The 16,988-nt window shown below is 61.5% G+C and carries 15 protein-coding genes and 1 tRNA gene; 9 read left to right on the plus strand and 7 right to left on the minus strand.

Translation table 11 applies throughout. From position 1 onward, the window contains the following. Positions 1–89 precede the first annotated feature (89 nt). Entirely contained in the window at positions 90–809 is a 720-nt protein-coding gene (locus C0V73_RS15105) for a pyrimidine 5'-nucleotidase (protein WP_102020803.1), read from the minus strand. A gap of 322 nt (positions 810–1,131) precedes the next feature. Between C0V73_RS15105 and C0V73_RS15110 the strand changes: the two genes are divergently transcribed. Both C0V73_RS15110 and C0V73_RS15115 read left to right on the plus strand, forming a co-directional pair. After that, positions 1,132–2,046 carry an EamA family transporter gene (locus C0V73_RS15110; protein WP_102020804.1) on the plus strand — a complete coding sequence of 305 codons (915 nt, stop codon included), beginning with the start codon at positions 1,132–1,134 and terminating at the stop codon, positions 2,044–2,046. Positions 2,047–2,359: 313 nt separating this feature from the next. Beyond that, positions 2,360–3,856, plus strand: coding sequence for an MFS transporter (locus C0V73_RS15115; RefSeq protein WP_102020805.1), 1,497 nt, complete (start codon positions 2,360–2,362; stop codon positions 3,854–3,856). Positions 3,857–3,880: 24 nt separating this feature from the next. On the opposite strand, the gene argB is transcribed toward C0V73_RS15115, so the two are convergent. Then, positions 3,881–4,768 carry an acetylglutamate kinase gene (gene argB, locus C0V73_RS15120; protein WP_102020806.1) on the minus strand — a complete coding sequence of 296 codons (888 nt, stop codon included), beginning with the start codon at positions 4,766–4,768 and terminating at the stop codon, positions 3,881–3,883. A 158-nt stretch (positions 4,769–4,926) separates the two neighbouring features. On the opposite strand from argB, the gene C0V73_RS15125 reads away from it, so the two are divergent. From C0V73_RS15125 to C0V73_RS15135, 3 genes are all read left to right on the plus strand, one after another. After that, a complete protein-coding gene (locus C0V73_RS15125) occupies positions 4,927–5,472 on the plus strand; it encodes a sigma-70 family RNA polymerase sigma factor (protein ID WP_054149111.1) in 546 nt (181 codons plus the stop codon). Continuing rightward, positions 5,459–6,175 carry an anti-sigma factor gene (locus C0V73_RS15130; RefSeq protein WP_102020807.1) on the plus strand — a complete coding sequence of 239 codons (717 nt, stop codon included), beginning with the start codon at positions 5,459–5,461 and terminating at the stop codon, positions 6,173–6,175. Before C0V73_RS15125 ends, C0V73_RS15130 begins: the two co-directional genes overlap by 14 nt. 181 nt (positions 6,176–6,356) lie before the next feature. Then, positions 6,357–6,914: a fasciclin domain-containing protein gene (locus C0V73_RS15135; RefSeq protein ID WP_102020808.1), complete on the plus strand. Its 558-nt coding sequence runs from the start codon at positions 6,357–6,359 to the stop codon at positions 6,912–6,914. A 59-nt stretch (positions 6,915–6,973) separates the two neighbouring features. Here C0V73_RS15135 and yihA read toward each other — a convergent pair whose 3' ends face one another. From yihA to rpmH, 5 genes are read right to left on the minus strand one after another with little or no spacing between them, the layout of a single operon-like run. After that, a complete protein-coding gene (yihA, locus tag C0V73_RS15140) occupies positions 6,974–7,633 on the minus strand; it encodes a ribosome biogenesis GTP-binding protein YihA/YsxC (RefSeq protein WP_102020809.1) in 660 nt (219 codons plus the stop codon). Between the two features lie 49 nt (positions 7,634–7,682). After that, positions 7,683–8,591: a DMT family transporter gene (locus C0V73_RS15145; RefSeq protein WP_102020810.1), complete on the minus strand. Its 909-nt coding sequence runs from the start codon at positions 8,589–8,591 to the stop codon at positions 7,683–7,685. Positions 8,592–8,644: 53 nt separating this feature from the next. Next, positions 8,645–10,435, minus strand: coding sequence for a membrane protein insertase YidC (gene yidC / locus C0V73_RS15150; RefSeq protein ID WP_102020811.1), 1,791 nt, complete (start codon positions 10,433–10,435; stop codon positions 8,645–8,647). Next, positions 10,435–10,824, minus strand: coding sequence for a ribonuclease P protein component (gene rnpA, locus C0V73_RS15155; protein ID WP_102020812.1), 390 nt, complete (start codon positions 10,822–10,824; stop codon positions 10,435–10,437). The genes yidC and rnpA overlap by 1 nt, the downstream gene beginning before the upstream one ends. 32 nt (positions 10,825–10,856) lie before the next feature. Next, a complete protein-coding gene (rpmH, locus tag C0V73_RS15160) occupies positions 10,857–10,994 on the minus strand; it encodes a 50S ribosomal protein L34 (protein ID WP_102020813.1) in 138 nt (45 codons plus the stop codon). A 318-nt stretch (positions 10,995–11,312) separates the two neighbouring features. Here rpmH and C0V73_RS15165 point away from each other — a divergent pair, with 318 nt between their 5' ends. The 4 genes from C0V73_RS15165 to C0V73_RS15180 form a co-directional block, all read left to right on the plus strand. After that, positions 11,313–13,331, plus strand: a complete 2,019-nt coding sequence (locus tag C0V73_RS15165) for a HAMP domain-containing methyl-accepting chemotaxis protein (RefSeq protein ID WP_102020858.1) — start codon at positions 11,313–11,315, stop codon at positions 13,329–13,331. A 244-nt stretch (positions 13,332–13,575) separates the two neighbouring features. Further along, complete coding sequence (locus C0V73_RS15170) at positions 13,576–15,009, plus strand: HAMP domain-containing sensor histidine kinase (RefSeq protein WP_245407993.1); 1,434 nt, start codon at positions 13,576–13,578, stop codon at positions 15,007–15,009. Positions 15,010–15,124: 115 nt separating this feature from the next. Then, a tRNA-Arg gene (locus tag C0V73_RS15175) sits at positions 15,125–15,201 on the plus strand. A 147-nt stretch (positions 15,202–15,348) separates the two neighbouring features. Beyond that, positions 15,349–16,988: M10 family metallopeptidase (locus C0V73_RS15180; RefSeq protein WP_172450184.1), on the plus strand; the 1,640-nt coding region annotated here is incomplete at its 3' end.

Below are 16,988 nucleotides of genomic sequence, written 5' to 3' on the forward strand. Positions count from 1 at the left end.
TCTGCTTCGATGGGATAACCGTAGCCGCGGCAAGGCTCAGGCCCTACTTAACTCTCTGTAAGCTGCATGAAACTTTCGTAAGATTCCGCTCACGCCTCATCCGCGAGCAGCGCCTGCAGGAAGCTGGTGAGATCGTCGGTGAGATAATCGACGGTCTCGGCATCCACATGCTCAACCCGCTCCCAGGTCTCCAGAATTGCGGTGCCCAGATTGCGCGGCACGAGCAGCACCGTCTTCATGCCGAGCGCCTTCGGCACCATCAGATTGCGCGGCAGATCCTCGAACATCGCGGCATGTTTCGTGTCGATGCGGTTGAGGCTCGCGAACTTGTCATAGGTGGCGCCTGCCGGCTTCGGCACGTAATCGGCCGCGACGATGTCGAAGATGTCGTCGAAATGGTCGAGAATGCCGAGCGCCCGCGCGGCAGCCTCCGCATGCGCCACCGTGCCATTGGTGAAGATGAACTTCCGCCCCGGCAGCCGCTTGATCGCCGAGCCAAGAGCCTCATCCGGGATCAGCGCCGAATAGTCGATAGCATGCGCCCTCTCGAGAAAGGCGTTCGGATCGACCTTGTGATGCAGCATCAGCCCGGCAAGTGTCGTGCCGTGTTCATGGTAGTACTGCTTCTGCAGAAGCTTCGCCTCGGCCGGCTCCATCTGCAGGATCTCTGCCACGAAGGCGGTCATGTTCGTGTCGATCTGCGCGAAGAGATTGATGTGATGCGGATAAAGCGTGTTGTCGAGGTCGAAGACCCAGTCGCGCACGTGAGCGAAATCGGCGGGCGAGGGGATCTTGGCTGGGCTGTTCATCGGGTCCTCTTGGGGCAGTGCGAATGGCCTGATGGCACCAGGCGCGTTGCCTCTAATTAGCATTGGTCGCCGCTTCGGGAAGTGCTATCTCGGAAAGATGGGAAAGAAGATGGCGATTTCGGCGATGGAACGGGTCGTGGTCCTGCAGGACCGCAAGCGCCTGCCTGCGCGCTTCCATCCGGTGAGCTCAGGCACCATCCGTAAGCGCGCCGCGTGATCCACGCGGCCTCGAGCCCAAAGTGCTCTGGCCAAATCCACCACTCTTTTTTATCTCTGCCGCAAGCCGACATCCCCGCGCTGCGGCCATTCTGGACACTCTCCCATGGAACTCTGGGCCCTAATCACGGTCGGCAGCGCCTTCCTGCAAAATCTGCGCTCAACACTACAGAAACACCTCAAAGGCCGTATGGGCACGATGGGGGCGACCTTTGTCCGCTTCGGCTTCGGCCTGCCCTTCGCCTTCCTCTATCTCGCCATCCTGCATCTCGGTCTCGGCCGTCCGCTGCCGGTGCCGGGAGCGACCTTCGCTATCTGGGCGGTCATCGGCGCGCTTGCCCAGATCACGGCGACCTTCCTCCTGGTCCACCTTTTCTCCTTTCGCAACTTCGCCGTCGGCACGGCCTATTCGCGCACTGAACCGGCCCAGGCCGCACTGCTGGCGCTGATCCTCTTCGGCGAGACGATCGGTCTTGGCACCGCAGCGGCGATCCTCGTCTCCATCCTCGGCGTCATGCTGATCTCGGTGGCCCGCACGACCTTCACACCCTTGAGCCTCGTCACCTCGGTCACCAGTCGCACCGCGCTGATCGGGCTTGCCTCCGGCTTCTTCTTCGGCATCTCCGCGACCGCCTACCGCACCGCCTCGCTGTCGCTGGCGCCGAGCCTGCCGACACCGGATGCAATGGTGCAGGCGGGCTACACGCTCTGTGTCGTCATCACCATCCAGACGCTGTCGATGCTTTGCTGGATGGCCTGGCGCGACCGGGCCGAGCTCACCCGCGTGCGGGCCGCCTGGAAGGTCAGCGCCCTCGTCGGCTTCGTCGGCGCTACGGCCTCCTTCGGCTGGTTTACCGCGATGACGCTGCAGCAGGTGGCAGTGGTGAAAGCATTGGCCCAGGTTGAGATGCTCTTCACCTTCGCGTCGTCGGTGATTTTCTTCAAGGAAAGCATCAACAGGCTGGAGATTGCCGGCTGCGTGTTGATCGTGCTCGGAGTGCTGTTGCTAGTTCTGGTGTAAGGGGGCGACACCCCTCTCCCCTTGTGGGAGAGGTTGCAAAATCGAGGGCTTAGCCCGATCAGGGCTAAACCTCAGATTTTGTTGGTGAGGGGAACGGTTCTATTGCCACGACATCACGGCCCCCCTTACTTGCGATTTCTGATGTTTAGGCCGCTTGCGCTGGCCTAATTCATCGAAATCGCTTTCTCCCCCACCACGGGGGAGATCGGACCCCGCACGCCTCGGCACAGCGCTCACCCTTTGCCCCGTTGCGACCCATCCCGCTGCGCGATACACCGGACGGCACAAGCGCGCCGAGGGCGGGGAGACAAAAGTGCACACCAAGACACCCGCGACACAAACGATCAGCACCGACGTCGCGCATCCATACCCGAAGCGCTGGACGGCGCTTGCCGTGATGATGCTGGCAAACTTCATGAATTTGCTCGATGTCACCATCGTCAATGTTGCGCTGCCGAGCCTGCAATCCGAGCTGGGCGCGACCTCCAGCCAGATCGAATGGGTCGTGGCCGGTTACGTGCTGGTCTTTGCGCTCGGGCTCCTGCCCTTCGGACGGCTCGGCGACGTCAGGGGCAAAAAGCAGGTGTTTCTGGTCGGAGTGGCGGCCTTCACCTTTGCCTCGCTTCTGTGCGGGCTGGCACCCGATATCGGCTGGTTGGTGGCCGCACGTCTCCTGCAGGGGGCGGGGGCCGCGGTCATGACCCCGCAGGTGCTGGCGATTGCCCAGATGATGTTTCCGCCGAAGGAACGCGCGGCGGCCTTTTCGCTATTTGGTTTGAGCGCCGGGCTTGCTTCGGTATCCGGCCCCATCCTCGGCGGCTGGCTGATTAGCCTCGATGTGCTGGGTCTTGGCTGGCGACCAATCTTCCTCATCAATATTCCGGTCGGCATCATGACCATCCTGCTCGGCTGGCGGCTGATCCCGGCACTGGCGCCCAAGCCCGGCCTCAAGAACGATTTCGGCGGCATCGCGCTGGCGGCGGTCACGATCTTCTGCGTCATCTTCCCGCTCATCGAGGGCCGTGGCTTCGGCTGGCCCGTCTGGTGCTTCGTCATGCTCGCCATGGCCATTCCCTTCGGGGTCGCCTTCGGCCTCTGGGAGCGTCGACAACACCGGATCAAGGCGCCCGAACTCCTGCCCGTCGCGCTGATGAAGAACCGCAACTATGTCATCGGCTCGCTCATGACGGCGACGTTCTTCTCGACCCTGCCAGGCTTCTTCCTGATCTTTGCGATGTTCCTGCAGCAGGGTTACGGCCTCACCCCGCTTCAGTCGGGTTTGACCACAGTGCCGTTTTCGGTCGGGATCTTCATCGCCTCGCTCATCTCCGGCCGTCTGGGCAGTATTGCTCCGCGCGTCCGCGTCGTGGTCGGGGTAGTCATGGTCATCTTCGGCATGGGCCTGTTGCGCATGGAGATCCAGACCGTCGGTGAAAGCATCGACCGTATGGCGCTTCTGCCCTGGTTCCTGCTGAGCGGCCTTGGCATGGGGATCGCGATCGCGCCGATGTTCCAGCTCGTGCTGGCGGGTGTGCCACCGCAGGATGCGGGCGGTGGATCTGGTGCGCTTCAGGCGATCCAGCAGGTTGGAAGTGCACTCGGAATTGCCATCGTTAGCGAGATCTTCTTTTCGGATCTGGCGCGCAATGCGGCAGAAGGCCTGAACGGCAAGGCCGTCTATGCCGAGGGTCTGAGCCTTGGCCTCATCTACAACTTCGTCGCCTATGCGATCGTCCTGATCGCGGTCCTGTCCATGCGCACCGTGACGCCGGGAAGCGAGAAGCTGGAGCGTCCGCTGCCGATCGAGTGACCTGCAGCGGACGAGATCATCGGCTTAAGGGACGAGCAGCGTGCCGGCACCCGTCTCGGTGAAGAGTTCGAGCAGCACGGAATGGGCGGTCTTGCCGTTGAGGATGACGACACCCTGCACGCCCGCCTGGATCGCCTCGATGCAGGTCTCGACCTTCGGGATCATGCCGCCCGAGATCGTGCCGTCCTTGATCAGCGCATGGGCTTCGGCGACCGACAATTCCTTGATCAGCTTGCCGTCCTTGTCGAGCACGCCGGGCACGTCGGTGAGGAAGAGCAGGCGCGAGGCATTGAGGGCACCCGCAATCGCACCGGCAAAGGTATCGGCGTTGATGTTGTAGGTAGCACCATCGCGGCCAGGCGCCACGGGGGCGATGACCGGGATCATCTCGGAGCGAGCGAGCAGATCGAGAAGCGTTCGGTCCACTTCGACGACATCACCGACGAAGCCGAGATCGAGCACGCGCTCGATATTGCTGTCGGGATCGCGGACCTTCTTCTGCGCCTTTTCGGCAAAGACCATGTTGCCGTCCTTGCCGCATAGACCGATCGCCCATTCGCCGGTCTGGTTGATGAGCGCGACGATTTCCTTGTTGATCGAGCCGGCGAGCACCATCTCGACGATCTCGACCGTCTTCTGGTCGGTGACGCGAAGGCCGTTTTCGAAACGTGATTCGATGCCCATACGGGCAAGCATCGCGCCGATCTGCGGACCGCCGCCATGCACGACGATCGGGTTGACGCCGGACTGCTTCAGAAGCGCGATATCGGCGGCAAACGCCTTGCCGAGCTCGGGATTGCCCATGGCATGGCCGCCATATTTGACCACGATCGTCTTGTTCTCGTACCGCTGCATGAAGGGCAGTGCCTGGACAAGAAGGCGGGCCTGGATTTCGCTTTCGGAAGCTGACATGGAAAACCTCGCTGTGGATCGCGGCCTTTTAGCGCATGTGTCGCCGTGATGGAATAATGGCGCCGCAATATAAGCGGCAGGTGACATGCTTCTTCTTATCGTCGCATTGTCCACGGAATATGCCGTGCTATATCAAGGCCACTGGGTGAGGGGGCTCTATGGAACGCGACGACATCGGCGGATTGCTGGCCCGGGTGGCCCTGCGGGACCGAAGCGCCTTTTCCTTGCTCTATGGTCGTATTTCGGCGAAACTTTTCGCCATCTGCATCCGTATGCTCAAAGACAGGGGAGAGGCCGAAGAGGCGCTACAGGATGTGTTCGTCAAGATTTGGCATAAGGCCGGGAGCTATACGGGCGACGGCGACAATGCCTATCCATGGCTCTGCGCCATCGTCCGCTATCACTGCATCGATCGCTTGAGAGCGCGTCGACCGCAGGGAGAGGACATCGAGGCAGCGATCGATCTGGCGGATCTCGCACCCGATCCGGAGCAGCATGCGATGCTCCGATCCGAAGGTGGCCGCATTGACACATGCCTGGAGGCATTGGATCCTGACAGGGCGCTCGCCGTTCGCCAGGCTTATGTGGAAGGACTGTCCTATCAGGAGCTGGCGGATCATTTCGCCGTTCCGCTGAACACGATGCGTACATGGCTGCGGCGCAGCCTTTTGAAACTGAGAGAGTGCATGGATGAGCACGCCTGACCAAAGCAAGGGAGACCGGTCGCGAGACGAAGTTCTCGCGGGCGAATATGTCCTCGGTGTCCTGAGCGGAACTGAGCGCCAGAAGGTAGACGCGCGCCTGCGCCACGACCGACAGTTCGCCGCCATGGTCAAGCGCTGGGAAGAGAACCTCACCCAGTTCAACGACGATTACGCCGAGGCCTCAGCGCCGGATCAGCTGTTTTCGAAGATCGAGGATCGACTTTTTGCATCGCCCGGCACGGTGGCCGCGGTGAAGGGCAGCCTGTGGAATTCGCTGGTGCTCTGGCGCGGCCTGAGTTTTGCATCGATTGCCGCGCTCGGCCTCATCGTAGGGTTCGACTATGCCGAACGTATGCGTCCGAAATCTCAAGTCGCGCTGACGGCGGACTTGGCCGGCGAGAACCAGGCGATCGCATTGCATGCGCGCTATGACGGCAACTCCGGCCGCCTCGCCGTCACCCCCGTCGCAAGCGGCGGTGCAGATGAGAAGTCGCTTGAGCTCTGGCTCGTCGAGGGTGAACAGGCGCCGATCTCGCTCGGCGTGCTGCCGCAGACCGGGCAGGGGGAGCTTGATGTGCCTGAGGATCTGCGTGCCCGCCTGACGGAAGGTGTCGTGCTGGCCGTCAGCCTCGAGCCTTTCGGCGGATCGCCGACCGGAAAAGCCACCGGACCTGTCGTGGCGCTCGGCGAAGTTCGTCCCTGACGAAGAAATTCTCTCATAAAATCAATGAAGTCTTTTCAGGCGGCCGATTTTCTCGAGCCGCCTGAAACTTGTTCGGACGACCCACCGTCTTTGGTCATGTTCCTGCTGAGGAACGCCCCCGATGTCCCGCCCGAACCCGCAGGGACACGATCGAGAACACCAAGGATAAGAGGAAACCGTAATGTTCAAGACCGCTCTTCGCCCGCTCGCATTCTCCGCAGCCATCCTGGCAGGCGCTGCCGCAGCCTATGCCGCCAATCCGATGGTCGGCGGTGGTGAAATGCTCGAAACCAAGAACATCGTCGAAAACGCCGTCAACTCGAAGGATCACACGACGCTCGTTGCCGCCGTCCAGGCAGCCGGTCTCGTTGAAACCCTGTCGGGCGCCGGTCCGTTCACCGTCTTCGCTCCGACCAACGACGCCTTCGCCAAGCTGCCGGCCGGCACGGTCGACACTCTGCTGAAGCCGGAAAACAAGGCGCAGCTCACCAAGGTGCTGACCTGCCACGTGGTGGCAGCCGACGTGATGGCCGAAGCCCTCGTCAAGATGATCTCCGATGATGGCGGCGAACATGACGTCACCACCGTTGGCGGTTGTGTGCTGAAGGCGAAGGCCGCCGACGGCAAGGTCACGCTGACCGACGAGAATGGCGGCGTATCGACCGTCACCATCGCAGACGTCAAGCAGTCGAACGGTGTGATCCACGTCGTCGACGCGGTCATCCTGCCGAAAATGTAAGGAACGACGGTTCGGCCCGGTCTCCGCCGGCTAGGGCCGACCTGATCGGAGCCTGAGCGTCAAATGCTCCGACCGATGGCCTCGCTGATTGCCCCGCGCAATTGGTCGAGGCCATCACCTTTTTCAGAGGATGTCGAGAGAACGCCAGGGAAGGCGGCAGGCCGCTTCTTGATCTTTTCCTGCGTCTCCGCAATCAGCTTCGGCACGGCTGGCGCCTTGATCTTGTCGGTCTTGGTTAGCACGATCTGGTAGGAAACGGCGGCCTTGTCGAGCAGCGAGAGCACTTCGTCGTCGTTCTTCTTGATGCCATGACGGCTGTCGATCAGGACGTACACGCGCTTCAGCGTCGCGCGACCCCGAAGATAATCGAAAACCAGCTTCGTCCAGGCATCCACATGCTCCTTCGGGGCCTGAGCATAGCCGTAGCCAGGCATGTCGACGAGCGCCATTGGCGGCAGGTCGCCTGCCTGGCCGGAAAAGCCGTCGGGCACGAAGTAGTTCAGTTCCTGGGTGCGTCCGGGTGTGTTGGACGTGCGGGCGAGACCCTTCTGGCCAACCAGCGCATTGATCAGCGACGACTTGCCGACATTCGAGCGACCGGCAAAGGCCACTTCGAGCGGTCCTTCCGGCGGCAGGAATTCCATCGATGGCACACCGCGGATGAAGATCCAGGGGCGGCCAAAGAGCGGCTGATCGGGCTTGTCGTGTGTTTCGGTCATAGAGTAGGCCTTTCGTCAGGCGGACAGATCCGGGTTTTGGCCCGGAAAGTCAAGCAGCAGAGGTCGGAACGGGCCGCGAGGCCTGCCGCGCGTGGCTGATGAGATAGGTGAAGAGGGCGGCCATCACGAGCGCGCCGCCAAGGATCGTCCGACCCGAGGGTACCTCGTTGTGGAAGATCACCATCCAGACCGGTGCGAGGATCATCTCGGCAGTCCCGATCAGGGCGGCGAGCGCCGAGGGTATCATGCGGGCGCCGGTGACATAGAGCGCCATGCCGAGCCCCAGATTGAGCGCCCCGAAGCAGAAGAGAAGCACTAGGTCGTGCCCGCCGACGGCAAAGGCTCCGGCCTGGCTGGCGGCGATCGCGGACGCGATGAAGGAGCCGCCACAGGCGGCCGGTGTCATCCTGATGCCGGGATAACGGCGGGTCAGCACCGTCATGCAGGCGAAGATGGCGGGGATGGCAGCCGCCAGCGTCAGGCCGAGGATCGAGCCGCCTTCGCCGATCGAAGCCGAGACCATGATGCCGACACCGAGGATGACAGCGACGATCGCGCCCCAGGTCACCGGCGTGATCGGCTCGCCGAGCACGACGCGCGCGAGAAGGGCCGCAAACAGCGGGATCGAGGCCATGAACAGCACGACATTGGCAACCGGCGTCATCGTGACGGCCAGCACGAAGAAGGTCGAGACGAGCGCAAAACCGACGGCGATGAAGAAGCCTGGCCAGCCCATGGCACGGAAAAGACGGATCGTGCCGTCGATGCGGTCACGGACAAGCATGAAGGTGAGGAGGAAAAGACCGGCGAACAGACAGCGCCAGAACACGATCGTCCAGCCGTCCTCCACACCGATGAAGCGCTGGATGGCGCCGCCATAGCTCCAGGCAAGCGCAGAGCCGCCGACAAGCGCGATCCCGAGCCAGGAGCGGGGAGGATTTACGGAAGAGTCTGTCATCGGCGGATCTCGTCAAAAAGAGAAAGCCCCGGCTGGACCGGGGCTTTTGATCGTCACTTGGTGGCGGTCGGCTTTCGCCTGAACATATTGCCGATATTCTTGAACAGTTCGATCTCGACGCCGTGGCGCTTCATGATCAGGGCCTGCTGCAGGATCGACAGCGTGTTGTTCCAAGCCCAGTAGATGACGAGACCGGCGGGGAAGGTGCCCAGCATGAAGGTGAAGATGACAGGCATCCAGTTGAACAGCATCGCCTGGGTCGGGTCCGGCGGGGTCGGGTTCATGCGCATCTGGAGCCACATGGTGACACCCATGATGATCGGCCAGACGCCGAGATGCAGGAAGGTGGGTGCTTCGAACGGCAGAAGGCCGAACAGGTTGATGAAGGTCGTCGGATCCGGCGCGGAAAGGTCCTGGATCCAGCCGAAGAACGGCGCATGGCGCATTTCGATGGTGACGTAGATGACCTTGTAGAGAGCGAAGAAGACCGGGATCTGCAGCAGCACCGGCCAGCAGCCGGCCACCGGATTGATCTTCTCTTCCTTGTAGAGCGCCATCATCGCCTGCTGCAGGCCCATGCGGTCGTCGGCATACTTGGTCTTCAGCTCTTCAAGCTTCGGCTGCACGCGCTTCATGTTGGCCATGGAGGCATACTGCTTGTTGGCAAGCGGGAAGAAGAGCAGCTTGACGACGATGGTGGTGAGCAGGATGGCGACACCGAAATTGCCGACGAGATGGAAGAAGTAGTCCATCAGGTGGAACATCGGCTTGGTGATGAAGTAGAACCAGCCCCAGTCGATCATCAGGTCGAACTTCGGAATGCCGAGGCTTTCCTGATAGCTGTCGATGACCGGAACCTGCTTGGCACCGGCAAACAGCAGGGTCTTGACCGTGGTACTCTGACCGGCCGGGATGCTGACCGCATCGTTCTTGTAGTCAGCCTGGAAGCGGGCCTGGCCGTCGGTGAAGTGCGAGAAGCGCGATTCATAGGGCAGGGTCTGCTGTGGGATCAGCGATGCGGCCCAGTACTTGTCGGTGATCCCGAGCCAGCCGCCGGTTGCCTTCGCATTGGCGATCGCCTCTTCCTCGACATCCGTATAGTCGTGCTCAACCAGGCTGCCTTCGGCGCCGAGAACGCCGAGGAAGCCTTCGTGCAGAACGAAGATCGACGGTGTCGAGGGCTTGTTGTAGCGGGTGATGCGGCCGTAGGGCGCAAGGCTCGCGGTAGCCATGCCGTTATTCACGATCTGGTCTTCGATGGTGAACATGTAATGTTCGTCAACGGCGATCGTGCGGGTAAAGGTGAGGCCGGCTTCATTGGTGAAGGTCAGCGTAACCGGCGTCTTCTCTGTGAGCTTTGCGCCTGCGGTTGCTGTCCAGACAGTGTTCGGGCCCGGAACGGAGCCGGCATTTTCGCCAGCGATGAAACCGAGTTCGGCAAAATAGGCGTCCCGGGTTTCAGCCGGGTTGAAGAGCGTAACGATCGGGCTCGTCGGATCGACGGTTTCGCGATAGGCGCGGAGCTTGAGGTCGTCGAGGCGGCCGCCGGTCAGATTGATCGAACCGGCCAGATCCTGGGTTTCGATGGCAACGCGGGCGGTCTTCGCGACAGCGGCTTCGCGGCTGGCTTCCGGATTGGCGGCTGCACTGGCCGGCAGGCTGCCATCGACGGTCGCGGCCGGGGTCGCTGCCTGCTGCTCGGCCTCGGCCTGCTGCTGGGCGATCTGGGCTTCCTGCGCCTGGCGCTGGGCCTCGATGCGCGGGTTCATGTAGAAGAACTGCCAGGCGAGGACGATCACCACCGATAAGGCAATCGCGATGAAATAGTTGCGGTTGTTCTGCATCACTCTTTCCTGGGAGCGGTCTTGTGAGACCGGGTGTTGTTCGTCTGGCGGTTTTCGATGCGGTGGATCAACTGCCGGGACAATTGATCAAACGGGATGTCCAGCACCTCGCGCCGGGCGACAATGACATAGTCGTGTCCCGGCTGCATTGCAAACGCCGCATTCAGTCGCACAGCTTCTTTCAGCCGGCGCCGCATGCGGTTCCGCTCCACTGCATTGCCGTGTTTCTTGGTGACCGTAAACCCCACGCGGGGCGGCGCATCATTCTTGTGGTCAAGCACCTCCAGAAGGAAGGTACGACCCTTGCGCGCTTCGCCGTGCCTGACGGCGAGGAACTGAGGCCGGCTCTTGAGCCGGCCAACAGATTTCTTGGAGTCCGTGGACGTCATGGGCCCGTCATCTCGTCGGGCTCGTCCGGCCCTTAGGCCGAGAGCTTGGCGCGACCGCGACCGCGGCGTGCGTTCAAGACAAGGCGGCCGCCCTTGGTGGCCATACGCGCACGGAATCCGTGGCGGCGCTTGCGAACAAGCTTGGAAGGTTGGAAAGTACGCTTCGACATTTATTTAATACCGCGGTGTGCGGCCCTTCTTGGGATTTGCATTGCTGCAAAAGCGTTGGTTTTATCGCACGGATAAGCCCCGTCGGGGCACCTTTCCGAACGTGCGCGGCTTATACGGTCGCGGGTCCCAAGAGTCAATCGCAGCCAGACGGAATAGCAAAGCAAGGTTCATGCAGGCTCTGCGCTCAGATCTGCACGCATCGGCAAGCATGCTGCCCCCCCCTAAATTTAGGGTGAAACGAGCCATTAAACTCTGGATCCTAACATCCGAATATTAGGGAAAGTGCGCAAGGTGCGCACGGCATTAGGGTGAGTGACGTGAAGGTCAGCGGCAAGGTTTATTCATTGGTCGGCATTCTGGGGGCGGCGGCGATCGTGATCGGCGCCATGGGCGTCTTCGTGACGGTCCAGTACGGCGCCAAGACGGCAGCCCTGCTGCAGATCTCCCAGCGTGCCTATCTCGGTGAGCAGGTGAACCGCATGGTGACGGCAGTTGTCATGGAAGCCCGTGGCATTTACGCGGCGGCCAACACAGAGAAGGCGCAACCCTTCGCCGAAGGCATCCTGAAGAGCCTCGACAAGATGGATGCCGCGTTTGCCAAGTGGAAGCCTATGGTGCCGGAGGCCCAGAAGGCGGCCTTCGATGCGATGGCGGCCAAATCGGCCGAGTTCCGCACGTTCCGCGCCGAAACGGCGCGCATCGGTGTCGAAGTCGGTCCGAAGGACGCCAATGCGCAGGGCAATACCGACGCGAACCGTGCCAACCGCAAGGCTTTCCAGGCCGATATCGACGCCGTCGTCGAGGCCGACCGTGCCGAACTCGAATTGATGACCAACAGTCTGGCATCGTTCCAGAGCACCATGCTGATGCTGATCTCCGGCGTGACCCTGCTTGCGGTCGCCGTTGGCGCCGGCCTCGGCATCCATATCGGCGTCAACCATCTGAGCCGGCCGATCCGCCGCGTGACCCACGCGATGAATGACATTGCCGGCGGCAACTTTGCCACCGAAATCCCTTATAGCGGCCGTCCGGATGAAATCGGTGAAATGGCCGCAGCCGTCGAGGTCTTCAAGGAGAACGGTCTGTCCGTTCAGCGCCTGAACGCCCAGGAAGGCGCGATGCGTGCCAAGAGCGACGACCTGCAGTCCAGCATGGCGGCCGTTGTCGCCTCTGCGGCAGAAGGTGATTTCTCCCGCCGCATCGACAAAGACTATCAGGACGCCAACCTCAACCGCTTCTCCTCAAACATCAACGCGCTCCTCGCTTCGGTCGAAACGGGCGTATCGGAGACCAACCGGGTCATCGGTAGCCTCGCAGCCAATGATCTTTCGCAGGAGATGAATGGCCAGTTCCGCGGTGTGTTCGCCGAGCTCCAGTCGAATGTCAACAAGTCGCTGCAGAGCCTGCGCCAGACCATGTCGGACATTCGCGGCCGCACCGACCTGATCAACGACAATACCTACCAGCTGACATCGGCTACCAACGATCTGTCCAAGCGCACCGAACAGCAGGCCGCAGCCCTCGAAGAGACCTCTGCGGCTCTGGACGAAATCACCGTCGTGGTTCGCCAGTCCAGTGAGCGTGCCCAGGAGGCAAGCCACATGGTGACCGAGGCCAAGCACAGTGCTGCCCAGTCGGCGACCGTCGTCGGCGAGGCGGTCAACGCCATGGGTCGCATCGAGCAGGCCTCCCGCGAGATTTCGCAGATCATCAACGTCATCGACGAGATCGCCTTCCAGACCAATCTGCTGGCGCTGAATGCCGGCGTGGAAGCAGCCCGTGCGGGCGAAGCCGGTAAGGGCTTTGCCGTCGTCGCCCAGGAAGTGCGCGAATTGGCGCAACGCTCTGCGAATGCCGCCAAGGATATCAAGTCGCTTATCACCAAGTCCGGAGAGGAAGTCTCGGGCGGCGTGAAGCTGGTGCAGCGCACCGGTGAGGCTCTGTCGGAGATCGAAAGCCGCGTCTTGAAGATCAACGATCACATCCACTCGATCGCAGCCGCCGCCAAGGAGCAGTCGACGGGTCTTGCCGAGGTTAACAGCGCCATCAACCAGATGGATCAGGTGACCCAGCAGAACGCGGCCATGGTCGAGGAAACCTCGGCATCCACCGCCAAACTCTCTTCGGAGGCGGGCGGACTGGCCCAGATCGTCGCGCAGTTCAAGCTCGGCGAGCAGAGCCGCAGCCGGGTGGCGCCCGCAGCCGCGGCCCAGCATGCCCCGGTGGCTTCGCCGGCAAGGCAGCTGGCCGGAAGCGTGGCCCGCGCCTTCGGCGGCTCCGGTCGCGCAACGGCGGCAGCAGCAGCACCCAAGGGCGACAACTGGGAAGAGTTCTGATCTCCGCCAGGTTTCAATCTGGACATTTCGGCAAACGGTCGCGATATGCAGTGTCGCGGCCGTTTTGATTTCATGACGAAAGATTAATGTTTGCGGCAATCTTGCAGGTGGTCATGGCATCAACGCTCCACTAGACTGGAGACGCTGCCACACCCGAAATCTACCCTTGGGAAGACAGGAACTCGACTTGATGCTTGACCGGCAGGACAGCGATCTGCAGTCCGACCTCTCCGGAGGTTACGCCATGCCGTCCCGCATCCGCGGCCTGTCTGGCAAACTGCTCTGGCTGACCATCGCTTTCGTGATGCTGGCCGAAATCCTCATCTTCGCACCCTCCGTCGCGACCATGCGCCAACGCTGGCTGCAGGACCGATTGAACACGGCAGCCGCCGCAAGCGTCGTGATCGACGGGCTGCAGCCGCTGGAGCTGCCGCGCGGCGTGCAGGACAGTGCGCTCGCAACAACCGGGACCAAGGCCATCGTCCTGCGCAAGGACGGCACCTCGCAGCTCCTCGCCGTCACCGAAATGCCGAACGAGGTCGACGCAGCCTTCGACCTGGCGGAGTATTCCGAATTCGGCTCGATCCGCGACGCTTTGTATACGCTCTTCTTCGGCGGCGACCGGCTGCTTCGGGTCTATGGCCCGATTGCCGAAGCGAGCGACGTAACCGTCGAGATCGTCATCGATGAGGCGCCGCTGCGCAAGGCGATGCTGGGTTATGCCCGCAACATCCTCGTGGTCTCCCTGATCATCTCCGTCATCACCGCCTTCCTGATGTTCCTGGCGATCAACCGCGTGATGATCATGCCGGTCCGGCGGCTTGCCCGCAGCATGCAGTCTTTCGCCGAAAATCCGGAGGATCGGACGCGCGTGCTTCCGGCAACGGACGGTAATGACGAGATTGCCGTGGCAGGTCGCCATCTGTCGCGCATGCAGGAGCAATTGCAAAAGACCCTGCGCCAGCAGAAGACGCTGGCCGATCTCGGGCTCGCGGTGTCGAAGATCAATCACGACATGCGCAACATCCTGGCTTCCGCGCAGCTGATGTCCGACCGCCTGGTGGATGTCGATGACCCCCTGGTAAAGAGCTTTGCGCCGAAGCTATTGCGCACCATCGACCGTGCAGTCGGTTACACGAGCGAAGTCCTTTCATATGGCCAGACCTCGGAGGCCGAACCGCGCCGTCGCCGGTTCCTGTTGTCGGAGCTCTGCCAGGAGGTCCGCGACCTCCTGCATCTGAGCCCGGAAACCGGGATCGAATTCGTCGACAGTGTCGGCACGGACATCGAGGTGGATGCCGACAGCGAGCAGCTCTTCCGCGTGGTACACAACATCTGCCGCAATGCCGTCCAGGCGCTGTCCGGCTTCACGCCGGAGGAGCCGGATCACACGCGGCGCATCACGGTCTCGGCGCAGCGCACTGGCTCTGTCGTGGCGATCATCATCGACGATACGGGGCCCGGCATGCCGCGCAAGGCCCGCGAGAATCTCTTTACCGCCTTCCGCGGCTCGGCCCGATCAGGCGGCACGGGTCTTGGTCTCGCGATTGCCCGCGAACTCGTGATCGCCCATGGCGGCACGATTGCGCTTGTGGAAAAACCCGGTCCCGGCACGATGTTCCGCGTCGAGATCCCCGACAGGCCAGTGGCTCTCGACGATTGGCGCGCCCGCGCCTAACCGCCGGCCGGCGGCGACATGACAGGAAAATGACTCTTTTTTCGAAAAGGGTGCTTGCATTCCGGATCATCCCGCTTTAGAGGATCGCCAACGCCGACGGACAGTCGGTTGGCACGCACCCGTAGCTCAGCTGGATAGAGCACCAGACTACGAATCTGGGGGTCAGGAGTTCGAATCTCTTCGGGTGCGCCATTTCTTCCTCAGCATAATGACTTATTTCCATCCCTAGTGTCGTCAGGGTTGCATTTTTGTGTTCCTGAAGAGATTGTTGGCGGTCGCCTGAGCTTTGCTGCGGCGCGAGAAGTCGTTGATCTCAGTTGATTTTGGAACAATCCCTTTATGGCCCTTGCTTCCTGGACCGATGAACAGATTCTCAATCAGCTGAACTCCGGGTTCCGTTGGACAAGTTCGACCATTACCTACGCGTTCCCAACGACATGGGACGGAGTCTACTGGGAAGTCGAAGATGGCCCCTCGCTGTCGTTGAACGCAAGCCAGCAGGCGAAAGCGATTGTTGCACTAACCCTTTGGGATGAACTGATCAGTCCTGACTTTGTGCAACTGGATGCGGCCGACTACTGGTACGACAGTGATATCGAGTTCGGCAATGCGACGTTTGGCGTCGAGTATGCTCATGCATATTATCCCGATGTCGGGACGGTCTGGTTCAACAGCACATATAATTCGCGCTACGGCGCCGATGACCTTGTCACGCCCAAGATAGGCGCCCACGGCTTTGCCACGTTTATCCATGAAATCGGCCACGCGCTCGGGCTTGAGCACATGGGCAACTACGACGCATCGGATAATACCGAGCCAACGCCGTCCTCATATGAGGATTCGATGGTCTATTCCATCATGTCCTATTTCGGCCCGTCCATGAACAACGGTAAAGGATTGGTCGCCTGGGCCGACTGGGTCGGCGCCGATGGCAAGCTCTACAGTCCTCAAACACCCATGATGAACGACATCATGGCGATCCAAAGCATATACGGCGCCGATACGACGACGCGCACCGGTGATACGGTTTACGGCTTCGGCTCCAACGTCATCGGAGCCGCTGCGTCGATCTACAATTTCAGCAAGAACCTCAATCCGATCCTGTGCATCTGGGATGCTGATGGCAATGACACGCTGAACCTGTCCGGCTGGAGTGCCGCCAGCACCGTCAATCTCGCTCCGGGAACTTTCTCCTCCGGCAATAGCATGACGCTGAACATTTCGATCGCGCGCGGGGCTTGGATCGAAAACGCGATCACTGGCGCCGGGAACGATCGGATCAGCGGGAACGAACTGGCGAACCGGCTGGAGGCCGGTTCCGGCAACGATGTGATCAATGGCCTTGCCGGCAACGACGTACTCCTCGGCGGCAATGGCGATGACACGCTCAACGGCGGTGAAGGTGCGGACGAAATGTCGGGCGGTGCCGGCAACGATTCCTACGTGGTCGACGATATCGGCGATGTGGTTGTCGAGACCTCCGCAGTAGGCATCGATACGATCCGCACCACACTTGCCAGCTACACGCTGGGCGCCTGGATCGAGGGTCTCATACAGACCGGCGCAGTGTCCTGGACCGCAACGGGTAATGCACTCGCAAACACGATCCAGGGCGGTGGCGGCGAGAACGCGCTCTACGGCGAGGCGGGCGACGACCGTCTGATCGGGGGTGCTTTGAGCGACATCCTGGACGGTGGCACGGGCAACGACCAGATGAGCGGCGGCGCGGGGGACGATACCTATTTTGTCGACTCGGCGAAGGATGTGATCACGGAAGCGGTGAACGGCGGTGTCGACCTGGTGCGGGTGACGGCGTCGAGCTTCACGCTGTCTGCCTTTGTCGACAATCTTGAATATGTCGGGACGGGTGCCTTCAAGGGGATCGGCAGTGCCGATGCCAATATGATGACGGGCGGTACCGGCGCAGACACGTTGGACGGTGGAGCAGGCAACGACCGTCTTTACGGCGGTCTCGGCAA

The sequence above is a fragment of the Rhizobium sp. TH135 genome (genome assembly GCF_002855515.1).
Lineage (GTDB): Bacteria > Pseudomonadota > Alphaproteobacteria > Rhizobiales > Rhizobiaceae > Allorhizobium.

Excerpts from the sequence above, each read along its gene's own strand:
- C0V73_RS15170 (WP_245407993.1), top strand. The coding sequence starts at position 13,576 with ATGCCGTCCCGCATCCGCGGCCTGTCTGGCAAACTGCTCTGGCTGACC.
- C0V73_RS15105 (WP_102020803.1), bottom strand. The coding sequence starts at position 809 with ATGAACAGCCCAGCCAAGATCCCCTCGCCCGCCGATTTCGCTCACGTG.
- argB (WP_102020806.1), bottom strand. The coding sequence starts at position 4,768 with ATGTCAGCTTCCGAAAGCGAAATCCAGGCCCGCCTTCTTGTCCAGGCA.
- rnpA (WP_102020812.1), bottom strand. The coding sequence starts at position 10,824 with ATGACGTCCACGGACTCCAAGAAATCTGTTGGCCGGCTCAAGAGCCGG.
- rpmH (WP_102020813.1), bottom strand. The coding sequence starts at position 10,994 with ATGTCGAAGCGTACTTTCCAACCTTCCAAGCTTGTTCGCAAGCGCCGC.
- C0V73_RS15130 (WP_102020807.1), top strand. The coding sequence starts at position 5,459 with ATGAGCACGCCTGACCAAAGCAAGGGAGACCGGTCGCGAGACGAAGTT.
- C0V73_RS15125 (WP_054149111.1), top strand. The coding sequence starts at position 4,927 with ATGGAACGCGACGACATCGGCGGATTGCTGGCCCGGGTGGCCCTGCGG.
- C0V73_RS15135 (WP_102020808.1), top strand. The coding sequence starts at position 6,357 with ATGTTCAAGACCGCTCTTCGCCCGCTCGCATTCTCCGCAGCCATCCTG.
- yidC (WP_102020811.1), bottom strand. The coding sequence starts at position 10,435 with ATGCAGAACAACCGCAACTATTTCATCGCGATTGCCTTATCGGTGGTG.
- yihA (WP_102020809.1), bottom strand. The coding sequence starts at position 7,633 with ATGACCGAAACACACGACAAGCCCGATCAGCCGCTCTTTGGCCGCCCC.
- C0V73_RS15145 (WP_102020810.1), bottom strand. The coding sequence starts at position 8,591 with ATGACAGACTCTTCCGTAAATCCTCCCCGCTCCTGGCTCGGGATCGCG.
- C0V73_RS15110 (WP_102020804.1), top strand. The coding sequence starts at position 1,132 with ATGGAACTCTGGGCCCTAATCACGGTCGGCAGCGCCTTCCTGCAAAAT.